Raw genomic sequence first — 17,336 nt, forward strand, 5'->3', positions numbered from 1 at the left:
CCTCATGTGACTCTATCCTTTACAATAATTAGTAGTCTTTAAACAAACTTATTCCGCATAAAACCGTTTTTTAATAAATTGATTGGGATAAAAATGGGTAAAAATCTTATCGGGTTCGTAGTATTATCAATATTTCTAAGTTCATGTTTCAAAAAATATATTGTTACTGAAAAAGAAATCAGGCAACATTACGACACTCTGTCCTTTAAGCCGAATTACAAAATACAGAAAGGACTTGATTATAAGTTATATACAGCCACTTTCGGAGTAGATACGCTACAACCCATCTTGTTTATTCATGGTGCTCCGGGTCGTTGGGAAGGTTTTAGAAAGCAGCTGGATGATATAAGCTTTCACTCAAAATACCACCTTTTGGCACCCGATAGACCTGGATATGGATTTTCTTATTTCAAGAAAAAACACAAAAAAGTAAGCATTGAAAAGCAAGCTGAGCTTCTCGAAAAAACTTTAGAACTCAATAAGTCGGGTCAGAAACCAATCATTGTCAGCAGAAGTTATGGAGCACCCATAGGGGCATATATGGTGGCACAAAATCCTGAAAAATACGAAAAACTCATCATGATGGCTCCCGCAATTGATCCGGAAGCGGAGAAGTTTTTTAAGTTTTCGAAATACGGAAAATGGCCTGTTCTGCGATGGTTCATACCTAACAGATTCGTGACCGCTACTGATGAAAAATATGACCATATCAAAGAACTAAGGCGAATAGAGCCTATTTGGGAGAAAATTAAAATCCCGACTGTAGTGATGTATGGTGGAAAAGATTGGGTTGTAACTCCTGAAAATTTCGAGTATGCAAAGCGAAAAATTGGAATGGATTCGACCAAAAAGTATATTTTTATACCAGAAGCAGGCCATAGAATCAGCAGGTCTCATGCTGAATTGCTCAAACAAGAAATTGTGAATTAGATATTATGCAACGCTTTCAACTGACCTTGTTCACAGACAAAAATCAATCTACTGATATTGAGGAAATACGAAAAAAATACAATCCTCTACAACATAAGCTGATTGACAGTCATATCACATTATGCAGAGAAGACGAACTTTTAGACTTGAATCAACTAAAAATTAACCTTCAAAACTTAAAATTTAAGCCGCTCAAACTTCAGTTTGGTAGTCCGTTAAGGTTTTCTGATGGAAAAGGAGTTTATTTGCCAGTTTCGGATGAAGTTGAATCGTTTCATACATTGAGAAAAAGTATTCTGAAGGGAATAATTGATTACCCAAGAGAACATGAGCCTCACTTGACTTTAATGCATCCGAGGAATTCCACATGTACAGACAAGATATTTCAAGAAATCAAGGATTTTTCTCTGCCCACATATCTGATTTTTCAAAAAATAAGCCTGATTCAACAATTAAACGGTGAAAGATGGTCGATCATAGAAGAGTTTGTCCTGAATTCAAACAGATAATAACTTGATATAATTCATTGTAAATCAAACAAATCAGAGATATTTAGGTTAAAAATAAATCCATTATATTATATTTGATAAAACGATTTACAAATGAAAACTATCCTCGCCATTCTGTTTTTCAGTTGCAGTACCTCTTTCGGGCAAGAAATGAAAGAGATCGTTAAAAGTATATATTTTGGTGGCGGAAGATATCATATCGATCAAAATCAAGCCCAGCAATTGGCTGATTTGGTAAAAAGTATTAAAAATTTAGAGTATTACGAGATAAATATCATGAGCCACACCGATCCCATTGGTGGAAGAGAATTCAATGAATATTTGAGTAGAATGCGGAGCCAATCCGCAATAGAATTACTAAAAACGCTCGATATTCCACAAGAAAAAATCAGATTTAAAGACTTTGCGTTTGATGCTCCCGCATACGACAATAACACATGGGAAGGCCGAGCTCGAAACCGACGAGTCGATATTCAGTTTAAACCGATTGTGTTTTGAATAAAAAAATCAGCAGTTTTATTGGTTTGAAACTACAACAAAACACAAAAAACCGAGACAGTTCACTATCTCGATTTCTTTCTATTAGCCTTGGCATTTATTTAACTTCAGGAATTTCAACTATCTCATTGTCCATATTTTCGCCATGAATTAATTCCTTGGTATCCCACAGATACTTAAAAATAGTAACAGCTTGATTGATTCTCTTGATTTTTTCCTCGGCATGAAAATCTGAATATTCTGACAGCTTTTCTTTCATTTCATCAGCAGCAGCTAAAAACACCTGCTGTTCTGCTTCTGATTTGTACATAAACTCCACATTTGAATTTTTGTAAGTATGTATCACTCCTTTAAAAACTTCCCAAGGATTTTCTGATACCGAAATTTTAGATTTTTCAAAATTATTTGCTGCAAAAGATTGGAATCCCGCAAAACTTAAACCTAAAATAATAACGAATGATGTTGCTAATTTTTTCATGATGTAATTGTTTTTAATTGATTATTTGCTTCTTTGACCTTAGAAACAGCTTGAGGTTTAATGCCTGATAATCAACTTTCTACCAAATACATCTTTTAATCTACCAATCGGCAATTATTCTCTATGCTTATTATTTTGACTTGGGTTTAATTTCTTTCTTACCAAATTCAGACCTAAGTACTTTAATAGTATTTACTACCTTTTTCGGAAAAAAGAAGTAAAGATTTGTCTTGATGTGAACTCAAGTGCTATACAATTCACAATATTAAGACTTACGAATGTTCAATTTTGGAGAGAGAGTATAATATCTATTTGTATAAAATAATGAAAGTTGAAAAAATGCAAGCAGAATATTCGGTTGAGGCTACCCTTAGACCGAATCCGATGGCGGAGTTCAATTTGAAATCAATTTTAATTTAAATTGAAAATATTTTTTTTACAAATATTCAACCATTAAACAGAATTTCTGGAATGCAAATTGGACACACTTGTCATTTTTGAAAAATAAACAAAAAACAGCCATGAAAATTTACTAATTTTGCGTTAAATCTGATGAAACTTTAGAAATGGATAACGATTTTTTGCCCAAAATAGGAATCACAATCGGCGATATAAATGGCATAGGCCCAGAAGTACTTTTAAAAGCCCTTGCTACACAAAGAGTAAACAAAATATGTAACCCAATCATATATGGCTCAGGTAAACATCTTGCCAAATACAAGCAATTTGTGGATTTACATCAATGGCAATATGTGACCATTAACGAACCAAAGCAGGCTAATCAAAGAAACTCGAACTTAATTAATTGTGGTAAAGGTGAGTTTTTCGACATTCAATTAGGGAAACTAGACCCAAAAGCAGGTCAGCTAGCTTTTGAATGCCTAAAGAGAGCCACTGAGGATCTAAAAAAAGGAGAAATTGATGGTCTGGTAACAGCACCAATATCTAAAGAAAACATTCAAAGTGAAACCTTTAAGTTTCCAGGTCATACCGAATATTTGGCAAAAGAATTTGAAAAAAAGCAAGTTTTGATGTTCATGATCTCTGAAGACATCAGAATAGGTGTTGTGACAGGTCATATTCCGATTGATTTGGTCAAAAAGACTCTTTCAAAAGAGCTAATTACAACCAAACTCAAAATAATGATAGAGTCATTGAAGATTGACTTTGGCATTTCAAAGCCTAAAATTGCTGTTCTGGGGCTTAATCCGCATGCAGGTGAAAACGGTCTTCTGGGTGATGAAGAAATAAATATCATAAACCCTGTCATTGAGGAATTTAAGAAACAAGGAAATTTGGTGATGGGACCATTCCCGACGGACGGATTCTTTGCTACCGGAAACTTCAAAAAATTCGATGGAATTTTGGCCATGTACCACGACCAAGGCCTTACGCCTTTCAAAATGTTAGCCTTTGATACCGGTGTCAATTTTACGGCAGGTATAATGGGCATCCGAACATCTCCAGATCATGGAACCGGCTTTGATATTGCTGGCAAAAACATAGCAGATGCTAACTCTATGCTTCACGCTATTTATGCGGCGGTAGATATCTCCAAAAAAAGAAAGGAATACATAGAGCTAGAATCTAATGCACTAAAACACCAAAAAATAGATATCGATAGCCTCAGAAAAGAGAAAAACTAACCTACAATATCTATATTTTCCAATGGACTTCTGAGAGTTTCCATTTTCACTTTTACAAATTGATTGTAAACCGTGGTAGTTTGAATATTACTGTGACCCAGTATTTTCTGTAGGATATGCACGTCCATTCCCATTTCCAAAGAATGCACCGCAAAACTATGCCTTAGAGTGTTCAATGTTGCATGCTTGTCCAGACCAGCATCAGTTAAGGCTTTTTGGAAAAACAATTGAATGTTACGAGCCGAATAGTACCCTTCACCTCCAGAACCTGGGAAGAATATTTTTTTAGGATTGTGTTTCAGCTTATATTTTTCAATGTGCCAGTTGAGATTCGGCGAAAGCCTCAATACTCTGGTACGTTTGGCATTTTCGTTCTTAATCGTAATAGTGTTATTTTCGGTATCAACATCCTCTACCTCAAGATTGATTATTTCATTGACTTTCAAGCCATTATTATATACAAACATCAATAAAAGTTTATGTTTGATATTTTTCACTGCATTAAATAATTGAAACAATTCATCATGTGATAGCACATCAATCACCTGATCTTCCTTTATTTTTCCAGTAGACTTAAGATTAAGTTTTTTACTGAAAATAACCTCATAAAAAAGCTTGATGGCCTTACCAGACTGTATAGCATCGTGCTTAGAATTCTTATTATTTGATAATCCCAGAAGATAATTAGAGATAAGTTCGTCCGTAATTTTGCTTTGAGGATAGTCTCTGAAATGGTTATAAAAAACAAAAATGGCGTTTCGATAAGCAGCGATTGTGGCCGAATTATATTTTCCTTTTTTTAGATGCTCAGTAAATCGTTCAATTAAATGCGTCACTTGTAAAGAGAATATTTATAATGTTTTACTTTTGATGTCAAATTTACATTTTTTTTCTTAAAAACTTCGCTATTTCGTTTCATGTTATTAATTTTTATCGGAATATATCTGTTTATCACCATTTTAATTGGTTGGTATTCCTCCAAATTTGTTAAGAATTCTCAGGATTATGTCCTTGCCGGTAGAAAAATGCCCACCTTCGTGGTTGCCTCAGGATTGTTTGCTACATGGTTTGGTTCAGAGACGGTCATGGGTGCGAGTTCGGAGTTTCTTAGCCATGGTTTAATTGGCGTCATTGAAGATCCTTTTGGAGCGTCTTTATGTCTATTGCTCATAGGTTTATTCTTTGCAAGACCTCTTTATAAACTTAAACTGTATACATTCAGTGATTACTTCGGTTTGAGATTTGGCAAAAAAGTAGAAGTCATTTCTGCTTTTTTCATGATTCCCTCCTATTTCAGTTGGATTGCTGCACAGTTAATTGCCCTAGCCATTATATTACAAGCCATTTCTGGGCTGCCCTTTGTTTTGGGAGTACTTCTGTGTGCTTCAATAGTGTTATTTTACACATTTATTGGAGGTATGTGGTCAATTTCTATTACAGATACTATTCAAACGATGATAATAATAGGCGGTTTAATTTATCTAAGCTATTTTTTTTATACACAATCTGGCGGATTGGATGTCTTAAAATCAAACATTCCAAAAGATTTTTTCAGGATAATTCCTAAAGAAAACAATACCAACTCATGGCTTTTATATTTTTCGGCGTGGATAACAATAGGTTGGGGTTCCATTCCACAACAAGATGTGTTTCAAAGAGTATTATCTGCCAAGTCAGAGAATTCAGCTGTCAAAGGCTCGGTAATTTCGGCCTTCATGTACCTAACTGTCGCATTCTTACCTTTGTCGGTTGTGCTTTTCGGTTCTATTTCTCATCCAGAACTATTAAAAGCTGACAATCAAATGTTTATTCCGCAATTAGTATTAGCTCATTCTAATCTTTTTGTACAAATTCTCTTCTTTGGGGCTTTAATTTCAGCCATTTTAAGTACTTGCAGTGCTGCTATTTTAGCACCAGCAACAGTTGTGGCCGAAAACATTATAAAACCCTATTTTGGCCATTCATTAAAAGATCAAGATTTGTTAAAAATCATGCGGTATTCTACCATCGTTATCACCATCATCGCCGTTTCGATGACATTTGTAAAAACCAACATTTATGAATTAGTGGGCGAGGCATCTGCTTTGAGTTTGGTGGCACTTTTTGTGCCATTGGCTGCAGGTCTTTATTGGAAAAATGCCAATAAATTAGGTGCAATTTTATCTATGATTTTCGGTACAATTTCTTGGCTAATAGCACTAAATATCGATTTGGGAGTTCCTCCAGCGGTTTTTGGATTTATGACTAGCTTACTGGCCATGGTTTTGGGGAGTCTGTTGTCAAAAGCTTAGACCTTTGGCAACATGCCAGCCACCCGTCCAAGCAGCTTGAAAGTTAAATCCACCTGTAACTGCATCTATGTTTAAAATTTCCCCAGCAAAGAACAAGTTTTCATATTTTTTTGAGGCAAAAGTTTCAGGGTCTATTTCTGAAAGGTCTATTCCTCCTGCAGTGACGAATTCTTCTTTAAAAGTGCTTTTCCCATTGACTTCGTATTTTGCTGAAAGGAGATTTTCAGCTAAAGCCTGAAAATGCTTTTTGCCCGTCTCGGCCCATTTTTGATGCTCAGATATTCCGGCTTTTTCACAAATGTATTTCCAAAATCTAGCCGTAAGACCAAACATCGGATTAGCCAAAACATTTCTCTTTGGGTTTATTTCAAGATTTAGCCTGAATTCATTCAAAACCTTGTCTTTCTGTAATTCAGGAAGCCAATTTACGTCAATCCTAAAAGCATAATCTTTGGCTTTCAGTTCTAAAGCGGCCCAAGCCGAGAGCTTTAAAATGGCTGGACCGGATAATCCCCAATGTGTAATGAGTAAAGGACCAGACTGCTCAAACGTAGAATTAAGAATTTTGACCGAGCAAGCTGGGAAACTTACTCCTTGTAAATCGTTAAGTTTTTCGTCTTTAATATTGAAGGTAAAAAGCGACGGAGCTTGTGGTGCTATTCTAAAATTCAAATGGGTTAGAATCTCCCAAATTCTTTTGTCGCTTCCTGTGGCTATGAGCAGATTCTTTGCAACAAAAGTCTTCTCCGAATTGGTGGAAACCTCCCAAAAACTTCCATTTTTAACAATATTCTCCACTCTTTCTGAAGTAAAGAGCTTGATTGACTTAGATTCATACAAAAAGCAATCAATAATGGTTTGAGAAGAATTACTTTCTGGAAATACCCTGCCATCTTTCTCTGTTTTGAGTCGAATTCCCCGTTTTTCAAACCAAGTAAAAACATCTTTAGATCCAAACCTCTGGAATGGTTCTAGCAAAAACTCATGACCTCGGGGATAATTTCTTATTAACTCTATAGGCTCGGTGATGGCATTTGTTACATTACATCTCCCTCCTCCCGATACTTTTACTTTTTGCAAAACCTCACGGTTTTTTTCTAAAATAGCAACTTTTATATTGGGAAAATTCTGAGCTGCATTGATAGCCGCAAAATAGCCTGCTGCACCACCACCTATTACAAGAAAATCAAATTCAAGCATTAATATTTACTTCACGTACTTAGTATGAAGAGTTTCTCTTTCTTCGCGAAGCAATTTAATCAAATTTTCAATTTCAGGAACGGTTTTTCCATATTCAAATGTCACTTTCTTGGTTTTGTCATCGGCGGTTGTTATTTCTATCCATTCAGAACCTCCATCAGCACAGTCTGGGCAACCATAAACCTCATCAAGCTTAAAAAACTTCTCGACTTCAATCAAATTACCGATTTTGTCTAATTTTTCTTTGGTAAGAATTTCATTATAAGCGTATTCCTTGTTTTCCAATACGCCTGTTTCAAAATTACGCTCTTTGACTAAAAACTCCACATTTTGGCCTTTAATGGTCATTTCAGCATGACATTTACCTATACAAAAACCAAAACTCTGCCCAGACTTAATTGTTACGGTGGACAAATCTGTGCTTGATTTTGGATTAAGGTCAATAAAACCACAAGAAGAAACCAAAAATGTTGATAATAATTGAATCAATGTATTTTTCATGAGATGTTCATTTTATAATTTAATATCTGTCAGGCGATTGCAATTTTCTTCAAAAATAAAGCCTTCTGAGAAACTTGTTTTCGAGAAAATCTTCTGATTTTTGTAATGAAGACCAAAAATAAAAACAAATAGTTGGAATGACCGCCAAACAAATTCAATATACGAGTGAAACACTCAAACTTAGATCATCTCAAATCACAAAAACGGTAGAATTATTGCTAGACGGTGCCACAGTGCCTTTTATAGCCAGATATAGAAAAGAAGTAACGGAAAGCCTCGACGAGGTAGAAATATTAGATATAAAGAAGCTTCATGAAAAATTCATAGAAGCCGATAAAAGACGCGAGGCCATTCTGAAATCGATCCAAGAACAAGGAAAACTAACGCCTGAGCTCGAAAAATCCTTAAAGAACGCTCTATTTGTAAACGAATTAGAAGATATTTATCTGCCATACAAGCAAAAAAAGAAAACCAGAGCCACCATAGCCATTGAGAACGGTTTAGAACCGCTTGCAAAGATTATTTTTGGCCAGAAAGACCGAGATATAGAAAATATTGCAAAAAAGTACGTTTCTGACAAAGTTAAAAATACGTCTGAAGCACTGGCTGGAGCGAGAGACATCATAGCAGAATGGATAAATGAAGACATAAATGCCCGAAATAAGATAAGAACTGTCTTTGAAAAAAGCGGAATATTGACCTCAAAACTAAAAAAAGGAAAAGAAACTGAAGCAGCAAAATACAAAGACTATTTCGACTATTCAGAAGCAGGCAAAAGCATCCCTTCACACAGATATTTGGCCATAAAAAGAGGCGAAGAAGAGGGATTTTTGAAAGTGAGTATTGATATCGAGCTTGATTATGCGATTGATTTGCTAGAAAGAATTTATTTACAAGGCTTTACAGAACCTAAACAGCAAGTCGGCTTGGCCATAGAAGTTTCACTGAAAAGACTTCTATTACCCAGCTTAGAGAAAGAGTTTGACAATAAGCTGAAAGAAAAAGCCGACTTGGCGGCGATTCAGATATTTACAGGAAATTTACGACAATTGCTACTTTCAGCACCGTTGGGCCAAAAAAGGGTTTTGTCGATTGACCCGGGAATTCGGACAGGTTGCAAAACAGTGGTGTTGAATGAATTAGGTGATTTAATAGAAGATTTGGTCATTTTTCCACAAACAAAACAGCAAGAATCGGCTGCAATAGTAAGATCATTAATTGAAAAACATAAAATTGAGGCCATTGCCATCGGAAATGGTACTGCAAGCAGAGAGACTGAAAGTTTTGTAAAAAATGCACTGTCGAGCTTTGAAAAAGGAAAATCGGTGATGACAGTGGTGGTTTCTGAGCAAGGGGCATCGATTTACTCAGCTTCTGATATAGCTAGGGAAGAGTTTCCAAATAAAGATTTGACGGTAAGAGGAGCAGTTTCTATCGGAAGAAGATTGATGGATCCTTTGGCAGAATTGGTAAAAATCGATCCTAAATCTATAGGAGTAGGACAATATCAGCACGATGTGGACCAAAAAAACCTAAAAGAGTCCTTAGACGTGACCGTAGAATCTTGCGTTAACTTGGTAGGTGTAGAATTGAATACAGCGAGTAAACATTTGTTGAGTTATGTGTCGGGGATTGGACCTTCAATCGCCCAGAACATCATTGATTACAGAACTAAAAATGGTAAATTCAATAGTAGAAAAGAGCTAAAACTTGTACCTAGGCTCGGTGAAAAGGCATTTGAACAGGCAGCAGGATTTCTTCGGATTCATGGAGCAGAAAATCCGCTAGATAACTCTGCAGTTCACCCAGAAAGCTATCATTTGGTTGAAAAAATGGCCAAAAACCTGAACACCACTTTGAAACAATTGATTGAAAATCAGAATCTTCAAAAAAGTATTGACCCAAAACAATATGTTACCAAAGAAGTTGGATTGCCAACGCTCAATGACATTCTGAATGAACTCAAGAAGCCTGGTCGTGACCCAAGAGAACAACTGGAAAGCTTTGAGTTTGGAAATGTTAATGACATTAAGGATTTGACTACCAACATGGTTTTGCCAGGAATAGTGACCAACATAACCGCTTTCGGATGTTTTGTAGATATTGGCGTTCACCAAGATGGCCTAGTTCATTTATCTAATATGGCGAATAGATTCATAAAAGACCCCAACGAGGTGGTAAAAGTGCATCAAAAAGTCAAGGTGAAAGTTATAGAGGTGGATGTTCAAAGAAAAAGAATTGCTTTAAGCATGAAAGATGTTTAAATATCGCCTAAATCGCCCAAACCTTCTCTAAGTACATGAATGTTTGAACTTTCGGTAGCATCAACTACTGTGGACGGAATTACTCCACACCAACCAGCGTCTACTATCATGTCTACTTTGTGCTGATTTTGGTCAAAAAGTAATTCTATTTCATTCGGATACTCTACAATGTCGTCAATGTCGTCTTTCACCGAAGTTGTGATGATTGGATGACCCAATTTTTGAATAATCAGATTGGGAACCTTGTGGTCAGGTACTCTAATTCCGATAGTTTTTCTATTGGTTTGCAGAATCTTAGGCAAATCGCCTGTAGAAGGCATAATGAATGTAAAAGGCCCTGGAAGAAGCCTTTTCATAAGCCTAAAGGCCTCATTGGAGACTTTGGCGTAAGTTGAAATATCTCTTAAATCACTACAAACAATCGAGAATTTATTCTGACTTGGCTTTATGTTTTTGAGTTTACATAGTTTTTCTACTGCCTTCACATTGCTCGAATCACAACCCATGGAATAAACCGTATCGGTGGGATAAATAATTACCCCACCGTTTTTTAAACAGTTTACAATTTTGTCAATAACCCTATCATCGGGATTATCTGGAAACACCTCTACTAATTCAGCGGCCATTTATTTTGTTTTTTTCTTACCAGCTGAAGTTGTTGCAGGAGCTGGATTTTTAAGAGCTGGATAATTGAAAATTAAATTACAGAATGTTTTAACTCCTACGATAAAACCAGATTCATCTAAATAGAAGTCTGGTGTATGGTGTGGTGCTGCTTCACTAGATGATTTCTTTGGATCCATACCTCCTAAAAAGAAGAAAAATCCAGGTACTTTTTCTTGAAAATAGCTAAAATCTTCGGCTCCCATGGCTGTCGGAACTTCTTTCACCATACTTTTTCCGGCAGATTCGTACAAGGTCGGAATCATCATGTTGGTTAATTCTACATCATTAATAGTTACAGGATAACCGTTGACTATATCCACATCTACCTCACAACCAGCACCTTCACCAATACTTTTGGCTATGGCTGCTATTCTTTTATGTACCAATATCCTTTGCTCCCTTCCCAAAGTTCTGATAGTACCTATCATCTTTACCTCTTCCGGAATAATATTGTGTCTGATACCTCCATGAATAGCTCCTACAGTCACTACAGCAGGTGCCTCAGTAAGCTTTACACTTCTCGAAACAATAGTCTGGAGACCCATAACTATTTGCGAAGCAGTAACAATGGGGTCAATTCCTTCCCATGGATACGCCCCGTGTGTTTGTTTTCCTTTTATTTTAATGTTGAGTTCGTCTACTGCCGCCATAACCGGACCTGGTTTGTAAGCAATCATTCCAACAGGCGTTTGAGAATTGATATGTAATCCAAAAGCCACATCTACCTTAGGATTTTCCAAAACACCAGCCTTTATCATTCCATCCGCTCCAAAAGCTATGTTTTTATCTGTAACACCTTCTTCAGCTGGCTGAAAAACAAATTTTACAGTTCCAGCTATTTGGTCTTTCATTCCGGCCAAGACTGAAGCTGTACCCATCAAAATGGCCACGTGGCTATCGTGTCCACAAGCGTGCATAACACCTGTAGATTGCTCATTATAAGTCACTTTAACGTTAGACTTAAACGGAACATCCACTCTTTCGGTAACTGGCAAGCCATCCATATCTGCCCTCAATAGCATAACTGGACCGGGTTTTCCACCTTTAAGAACACCTACAACACCCGTAAAAGCTACGTTTTCTGTAACTTCGATGCCTAATGACCTTAGATGATCAGCAACAATTTTTGCCGTTCTAAATTCCTGATTTCCAAGCTCTGGATGTTCGTGAAAATCTCTTCGCCAAGCGATAACTTTTGGCTCAATTTCTTTGGCCTTCAACTCAATTATTTGTTTGATGTTGGTTTGAGCAACAGTTTGAACCTGAGTCAAGCCCAGTAATAAAGATAGGGTTAGGAGTTTTTTCATTATTTATAGTTTGTTTATTATTTCGTTTACTGCTTCCGGGCGATCTGTTGCCAAAATATCCACGCCTTGATCGATAAATGTTTTGTAATAGTCATTCCCTCTCGCAGCTGCTTTTTTGTCTAAATTGCCTAATACACCCAAGATACACATAATACCTTTCTTATGCAAAAATTCAACAAGTTCTGTTTTGGGTTCTCGGGTACCGATAAACGCCACCATGTTTTTGTCTGGAATGCCAGCTTCATGAAGACGCTCGTAATCAGATACTTGCATTATACTTACCGAAATAAGCAGATTCGGATTTAACCTATACACCTCAATAGCTTCATTGGCATTGTAGGTGATGATCAAGGCATAATTTTCTGCATCCAATTTATCTACCATTTCAACTACACTTTTGTAAGGAGTGGTTTTCTTGACATCGAGGGTAAAAATCACTTTATTCTTACCCCATTTGAGGGTATTTTCCAAAGTCGGGATTTTGAAATTGGTTACGTTACCAAAATTATCCTTTAATTTCAACTTTTGAACGGTTTCAAAGGTGTTATTTACAACCAAGTCTTTACCGGTTGAGGTCCTGTCAAGGGTTTTATCGTGCATCAAAACCATCACCGAATCTTTGGTCATTTCTATATCACACTCAATCAAACAGGGCATTTTTTTCGAAATGTAATCAAAAGATTCGAGGCAATTTTCTGGAAAACCTTTTAGTTCTCCCCCACCACGGTGAACCGAAACCATAGTTCTTTTAGATTTGTCATATTGAAAAAACTCAAAAATAGAATTTGGTGCAGCTGTATAATTTTTGTTTTTTTGAGAAACTTTGCAGGAAAACCCCGCTAACAACAACAAAATGAAACTTAACTTTTTTGTCATAACAATTGAAATGTAATTAAATATAGGCAACAAATTTAGCCAAATCAGGTTAAATTCCTCTCAAAAGCATATCAAATAACCAGGAATCCATTAAAATTTAAATCTTTAATGAATATTTTCTAGATATTTTTTTACATTCCGAAATAAATTCTTAATTTTGCACTCCAGAAAAATAGAGAATAAGAATTAATTAAATATTTCAGATGGCAAATCATAAGTCAGCATTAAAGAGAATTAGATCAAACGAAGCTAAGCGTTTAAGAAATCGTTACCAACATAAAACTACTAGAACAGCTATCAGAAAATTGAGAGCTTCTAAAGATGCAGTTGAGGCATCTGCATTGTTGAAAGCAGTTTCTTCAATGGTTGATAAATTGGCTCGTAAGAATGTAATTCACAAGAATAAGGCAGCTAACCTTAAGTCCTCATTGACTAAGCATGTAAATGCTTTGGCGGCTTAATTTTTAGAAAAATATTATTTTGAAGGCTGGCTTTTTTTGAGTCAGCCTTTTTTTGTTTAGTTTTATTCTAAAAAATAGAAGTATAAATGTCATACAACATAAAATCTGGCATAAAAGCTTGGGCCGAAGACGACCGCCCAAGAGAAAAACTACTAAATAAAGGCAAGCAAAGCCTTTCTGACGCCGAATTGATTGCAATATTAATAGGCATGGGGACGCGAGAAATGTCTGCCGTAGAATTGGCTAAATTAATTCTACAATCTACAGGAAATAATCTTAATGAACTCGCCAAATTGGGTGTAAAAGAATTGATGAAATTCAAAGGCATAGGTGAGGCAAAAGCTATCAGCATAGTGGCCGCCATGGAACTGGCACGACGCAGAAAAGACACAGACCCGCTAAAAAAAGATAGAATAAGGTACTCAAAAGAGGCCTATAACATTCTGAAACCCTATATGATGGATCTCGACCACGAGCAATTTTGGATGGTTTGCCTTAACAGGAATCAAGAAGTGGTCAAAATCATTCAAATAAGCACTGGAGGAGTAACTGGCACGATAGCTGACCCGAAAATTATATTCAAACATGCAGTAGAGCAGTTGTCAAGTTGTATAATTCTCAGCCACAATCATCCTAGTGGTAATCTCAACCCTAGTGAAGCAGATATAAAACTCACAAAACAACTTTGCGAGGGAGCACGATTGTTGGACATGACACTTTCAGACCATATTATTTTTTCAAATGACGGATATTTCAGCTTTGCCGACCAAAACATGCTTTAAATGAAAGAAATCATAGAGATTGGTTTATCTGAAATTCAGAAAATCCCGAATAGCATCATTATAGATATTAGAGAAAAGGAAGAATATCTGGAGCAAAACATTGGTGGAATAAACATACCAGCACACGAAATAACGACACGACTTATAGAAATTTCGAATAAAGAGAATCTTATAATTGTTTGTTCAAACGGCCTGAGAAGTAGTATTATGGCCAGAGTAATCCATAAAAAAATCCCAACCGCAAATGTATACCACCTGAGTGAAGGGATTTTTCAGTAAAAGTATATAAAATTACTTTCTTCCTATGCCTTTATAATCTCTATCGTTTTTCACCAACCATTTGCCTACTACAAATGCACCAGCAAGCAACACAACAAAAAACAAAATAGGTAACCAAGTGGGAAATTGATATCCAAACATATTATTCTTCTTTTTTTCTACAAATTTAGGACAAAAATATTTCTAAAGGAATACTTTGGAATAAAATTAAATTCAAAATAAGCTGTAAACAGCAAAGCCTGCCAAAACCACCACAATAACCCAAGCTACCAATTGGAGCAAAACAGGATAATTAAACCCACTAAAAATCTTTTTATTTCGGATACTTAGTAAAACGATGGCCAATCCAACTGGCAAAATAAATCCATTGATGTAACCAGCAAACAGCAATAAGTTCACGGGTTTTCCAAAAATCAATATGGCCAAAACAGATATAAGCACAAAAATCAAAGCAAAAATTTTATTTTTTTGCTCAAAAATCGGATGAAAATCTTTCAGAAAAGCCACGGAAGTATATGTAGCACCAATAACTGATGTAATTGAAGCTGCCCAAATCATAAGGCCAAAAAGTATCTTGCCAATACTGCCAAACGTTGCCATAAATACGGATGAAGTTGGATTATTGGCATCAATGCTAACGCCCGCAAGCACAATTGAAAGCGTACCTATGAACAAAAAATACCTCAAAACGCCTGTGAAAATAATGCCGATAGATGCACTTTTAGCGACCTCCCCAGAGTACTTCTCTCCTACCATTCCGGCATCCATAAGTCTCTGTGCACCAGCAAAAGTGATATAACCACCCACTGTGCCCCCAACCAGCGTAATAGTTGATTTTATGTCAAAAACTTCTGGTATTACACTAAATTCAACGAGTTTTGCGAAATCAACCTTCGCTTTTAGAAGCATTATTAGTATCAAAACCAACATCAGAATACCCAATATTCTAATGACATAATCTAGCTTTTCAAGGTTGTTTTTTGAGTAAAAAAGATAAAAAACTATCACAGCGGTTATGATAATGCCCCATTCGTTGGGAATGTCCAACATAGCATTTATGCCCATACCAGCTCCCGCAAAGTTTCCTATATTAAAAACTAATCCGCCAAATGCCACACAAACCGCCAAAAGGTTGCCTAAGTCGGGAAGTAAAATATTCCCCAACTGTTGAGCCTTTAGGTTAGAAAAGGTCAACGTTCGCCAAATTGTAACTTGTGCCACAACGTCAATTAGAATTGAGACAACTATGATGAATCCGAAATTATAAAGAAGTTTTTCCGTAAAAACAGTGGTCTGTGTTAAAAATCCAGGACCAATGGCGGAGGTGGCCATCAAAAAAGCTGCCGCAAATATCTCTTTTCCTGACTTTTTAAACATAAATGGCCGATTTTAAGCTTACAAAAATCAAATAAAACCAAAAAATGACAAATAAAAAATACGCCTTGTGATTAGTTTCTTAATAACTTATTTTTGTCTATAAAAATACATACCTTATCCATTAGAGATTTATGTATGAACATTTTTCATTCTATTTGTAACAAAAACCATTTAAGACAACATTTATGCGTCCTCTTTTAATAGCAGCTGGCTTAATTTTAGCCTTGATTTTAGGTAAAATTTTCTTCTTCAATGATAGCTCAGAACCAAAATCCGATAAACCAGGTGATAAAAAATCAGGCAATGCAGGTATGGGCGGTAAAGGCGGAGACGCGAAACCGATGAGGGTAACTACCACTGTTGTGGGCCTAGGTGATTCTCAAAAGACTGTATTTTCATCTGGTACTACCATTGCCAACGAAGAAGTGGAGGTTAAAAGTGAAATTTCAGGGAAAATTGTAAAACTAAGTATTCCAGAGGGCTCGGTAGTTCCTAAAGGTTACCTTATCGCAAAAATCAAAGACGACGATATTTTGGCTCAATTAAGAAAAGTAGAATTGGAGGAAAAATTAGCCGATCAAATAGAGGCCCGTCAGAAAAAACTGTTGGACATCAACGCTATAAGTAGAGAAGAATACGAGATTTCTCAAAACAGAGTTTTCACCTTGAAAGCAGATAAAGACTTATTAAAGGTTCAATTGGAAAGAACTGAGATCAGGGCTCCTTTTTCAGGAAAAGTTGGTTTAAAAAACATTTCATTGGGTGCTTATGTTACACCTGCAACTGTCATATCTACAATTGTACAGTTAAATCCTATAAAGTTAGATTTTACAGTTCCAGAAAAATATGTTTCTGAGGTTAAGCTTGGAAAAATAATTAAGTTTCAAACCGACGGTTCAAATAATGAGTATACGGCTAAGATTGTAGCTATTGATCCTAAAGTAGATGAAGCATTGAGAACCTTAAAAGTTCGTGCCATTTCACAAAATGGAGGTAATAATTTGATGCCAGGTATGTTTATAAAAGTTTTACTGAATTTGAGTACCTCACAGTCAATAATGATTCCTACCGAAATGGTAATACCGGTGGCTGATGGTAAAAAAGTGTTTGTTAAAAGAAATGGCAAAGCAGAAGAAGTTAGTATAATCACAGGATTAAGAGATGCCAATAACTTACAAGTTTTAAGTGGCCTGAATATTGGGGACTCACTGATAACTAGTGGATTAATGACAATAAAGGCAGGAAGTCCAGTATTTACAAAAAATAATTAA

At 36.0% G+C, this 17,336-nt stretch carries 19 protein-coding genes; 10 read left to right on the forward strand and 9 right to left on the reverse strand.

The window, feature by feature from the left end; translation table 11 throughout:
- The first annotated feature begins 93 nt into the window (after positions 1-93).
- The 3 genes from EGI31_RS16240 (at position 94) to EGI31_RS16250 (ending at position 1,937) form a co-directional block, all read left to right on the forward strand.
- Complete coding sequence (locus EGI31_RS16240) at positions 94-930, forward strand: alpha/beta fold hydrolase (RefSeq protein ID WP_255038203.1); 837 nt, start codon at positions 94-96, stop codon at positions 928-930.
- A gap of 5 nt (positions 931-935) precedes the next feature.
- Entirely contained in the window at positions 936-1,439 is a 504-nt protein-coding gene (locus EGI31_RS16245; protein WP_255038204.1) for a 2'-5' RNA ligase family protein, read from the forward strand.
- Between the two features lie 93 nt (positions 1,440-1,532).
- Positions 1,533-1,937 (forward strand): OmpA family protein, encoded by a 405-nt coding sequence (locus EGI31_RS16250; RefSeq protein WP_255038205.1) that lies wholly within the window; start codon positions 1,533-1,535, stop codon positions 1,935-1,937.
- Positions 1,938-2,034: 97 nt separating this feature from the next.
- On the opposite strand, the gene EGI31_RS16255 is transcribed toward EGI31_RS16250, so the two are convergent.
- On the reverse strand, positions 2,035-2,415 hold the full coding sequence (locus EGI31_RS16255) for a hypothetical protein (protein ID WP_255038206.1): 381 nt from the start codon (positions 2,413-2,415) through the stop codon (positions 2,035-2,037).
- A 566-nt stretch (positions 2,416-2,981) separates the two neighbouring features.
- Here EGI31_RS16255 and pdxA point away from each other — a divergent pair.
- Entirely contained in the window at positions 2,982-4,061 is a 1,080-nt protein-coding gene (gene pdxA, locus EGI31_RS16260; RefSeq protein ID WP_255038207.1) for a 4-hydroxythreonine-4-phosphate dehydrogenase PdxA, read from the forward strand.
- On the opposite strand, the gene EGI31_RS16265 is transcribed toward pdxA, so the two are convergent.
- On the reverse strand, positions 4,058-4,897 hold the full coding sequence (locus tag EGI31_RS16265) for a tyrosine-type recombinase/integrase (RefSeq protein WP_255038208.1): 840 nt from the start codon (positions 4,895-4,897) through the stop codon (positions 4,058-4,060). The two genes, pdxA and EGI31_RS16265, sit on opposite strands and share 4 nt — an antisense overlap.
- Positions 4,898-4,978: 81 nt before the next feature.
- Between EGI31_RS16265 and EGI31_RS16270 the strand changes: the two genes are divergently transcribed.
- A complete protein-coding gene (locus tag EGI31_RS16270; RefSeq protein ID WP_255038209.1) occupies positions 4,979-6,352 on the forward strand; it encodes a high affinity choline transporter 1 in 1,374 nt (457 codons plus the stop codon).
- On the opposite strand, the gene EGI31_RS16275 is transcribed toward EGI31_RS16270, so the two are convergent.
- Together EGI31_RS16275 and EGI31_RS16280 are read right to left on the reverse strand one after the other, a co-directional pair.
- Positions 6,341-7,552 carry a BaiN/RdsA family NAD(P)/FAD-dependent oxidoreductase gene (locus tag EGI31_RS16275; RefSeq protein WP_255038210.1) on the reverse strand — a complete coding sequence of 404 codons (1,212 nt, stop codon included), beginning with the start codon at positions 7,550-7,552 and terminating at the stop codon, positions 6,341-6,343. The genes EGI31_RS16270 and EGI31_RS16275 overlap by 12 nt on opposite strands.
- A 6-nt stretch (positions 7,553-7,558) precedes the next feature.
- Positions 7,559-8,053 carry a hypothetical protein gene (locus EGI31_RS16280; RefSeq protein ID WP_255038211.1) on the reverse strand — a complete coding sequence of 165 codons (495 nt, stop codon included), beginning with the start codon at positions 8,051-8,053 and terminating at the stop codon, positions 7,559-7,561.
- Between the two features lie 137 nt (positions 8,054-8,190).
- Here EGI31_RS16280 and EGI31_RS16285 point away from each other — a divergent pair, with 137 nt between their 5' ends.
- A complete protein-coding gene (locus EGI31_RS16285) occupies positions 8,191-10,317 on the forward strand; it encodes a Tex family protein (protein WP_255038212.1) in 2,127 nt (708 codons plus the stop codon).
- Here EGI31_RS16285 and EGI31_RS16290 read toward each other — a convergent pair.
- The 3 genes from EGI31_RS16290 to EGI31_RS16300 are packed head-to-tail and all read right to left on the reverse strand — an operon-like array spanning position 10,314 to position 13,166.
- Positions 10,314-10,943 (reverse strand): L-threonylcarbamoyladenylate synthase, encoded by a 630-nt coding sequence (locus tag EGI31_RS16290; protein ID WP_255038213.1) that lies wholly within the window; start codon positions 10,941-10,943, stop codon positions 10,314-10,316. The genes EGI31_RS16285 and EGI31_RS16290 overlap by 4 nt on opposite strands.
- A complete protein-coding gene (locus EGI31_RS16295; protein ID WP_255038214.1) occupies positions 10,944-12,290 on the reverse strand; it encodes an amidohydrolase in 1,347 nt (448 codons plus the stop codon).
- Positions 12,291-12,293: 3 nt separating this feature from the next.
- Positions 12,294-13,166 carry a glycerophosphodiester phosphodiesterase family protein gene (locus EGI31_RS16300; RefSeq protein WP_255038215.1) on the reverse strand — a complete coding sequence of 291 codons (873 nt, stop codon included), beginning with the start codon at positions 13,164-13,166 and terminating at the stop codon, positions 12,294-12,296.
- 203 nt (positions 13,167-13,369) lie between these two features.
- On the opposite strand from EGI31_RS16300, the gene rpsT reads away from it, so the two are divergent.
- From rpsT to EGI31_RS16315, 3 genes are all read left to right on the forward strand, one after another.
- Positions 13,370-13,627: a 30S ribosomal protein S20 gene (rpsT, locus tag EGI31_RS16305; protein ID WP_255038216.1), complete on the forward strand. Its 258-nt coding sequence runs from the start codon at positions 13,370-13,372 to the stop codon at positions 13,625-13,627.
- 86 nt (positions 13,628-13,713) lie between these two features.
- A complete protein-coding gene (radC, locus tag EGI31_RS16310; RefSeq protein WP_255038217.1) occupies positions 13,714-14,409 on the forward strand; it encodes a RadC family protein in 696 nt (231 codons plus the stop codon).
- Positions 14,410-14,688, forward strand: a complete 279-nt coding sequence (locus tag EGI31_RS16315) for a rhodanese-like domain-containing protein (RefSeq protein ID WP_255038218.1) — start codon at positions 14,410-14,412, stop codon at positions 14,686-14,688.
- Between the two features lie 12 nt (positions 14,689-14,700).
- Here the strand turns inward: EGI31_RS16315 and EGI31_RS16320 are convergent, their stop codons facing one another.
- Both EGI31_RS16320 and EGI31_RS16325 read right to left on the reverse strand, forming a co-directional pair.
- The gene (locus EGI31_RS16320; protein WP_255038219.1) at positions 14,701-14,829 is read right to left on the reverse strand and encodes a hypothetical protein; all 129 of its coding nucleotides are present in this window, start codon (positions 14,827-14,829) and stop codon (positions 14,701-14,703) included.
- A 72-nt stretch (positions 14,830-14,901) separates the two neighbouring features.
- Complete coding sequence (locus EGI31_RS16325) at positions 14,902-16,065, reverse strand: NRAMP family divalent metal transporter (protein WP_255038220.1); 1,164 nt, start codon at positions 16,063-16,065, stop codon at positions 14,902-14,904.
- Positions 16,066-16,250: 185 nt separating this feature from the next.
- On the opposite strand from EGI31_RS16325, the gene EGI31_RS16330 reads away from it, so the two are divergent.
- Positions 16,251-17,336 (forward strand): efflux RND transporter periplasmic adaptor subunit, encoded by a 1,086-nt coding sequence (locus EGI31_RS16330; RefSeq protein ID WP_255038221.1) that lies wholly within the window; start codon positions 16,251-16,253, stop codon positions 17,334-17,336.

The organism is Lacihabitans soyangensis (assembly GCF_024343775.1).
GTDB classification, from domain to species: Bacteria; Bacteroidota; Bacteroidia; order Cytophagales; family Spirosomataceae; genus Leadbetterella; species Leadbetterella soyangensis.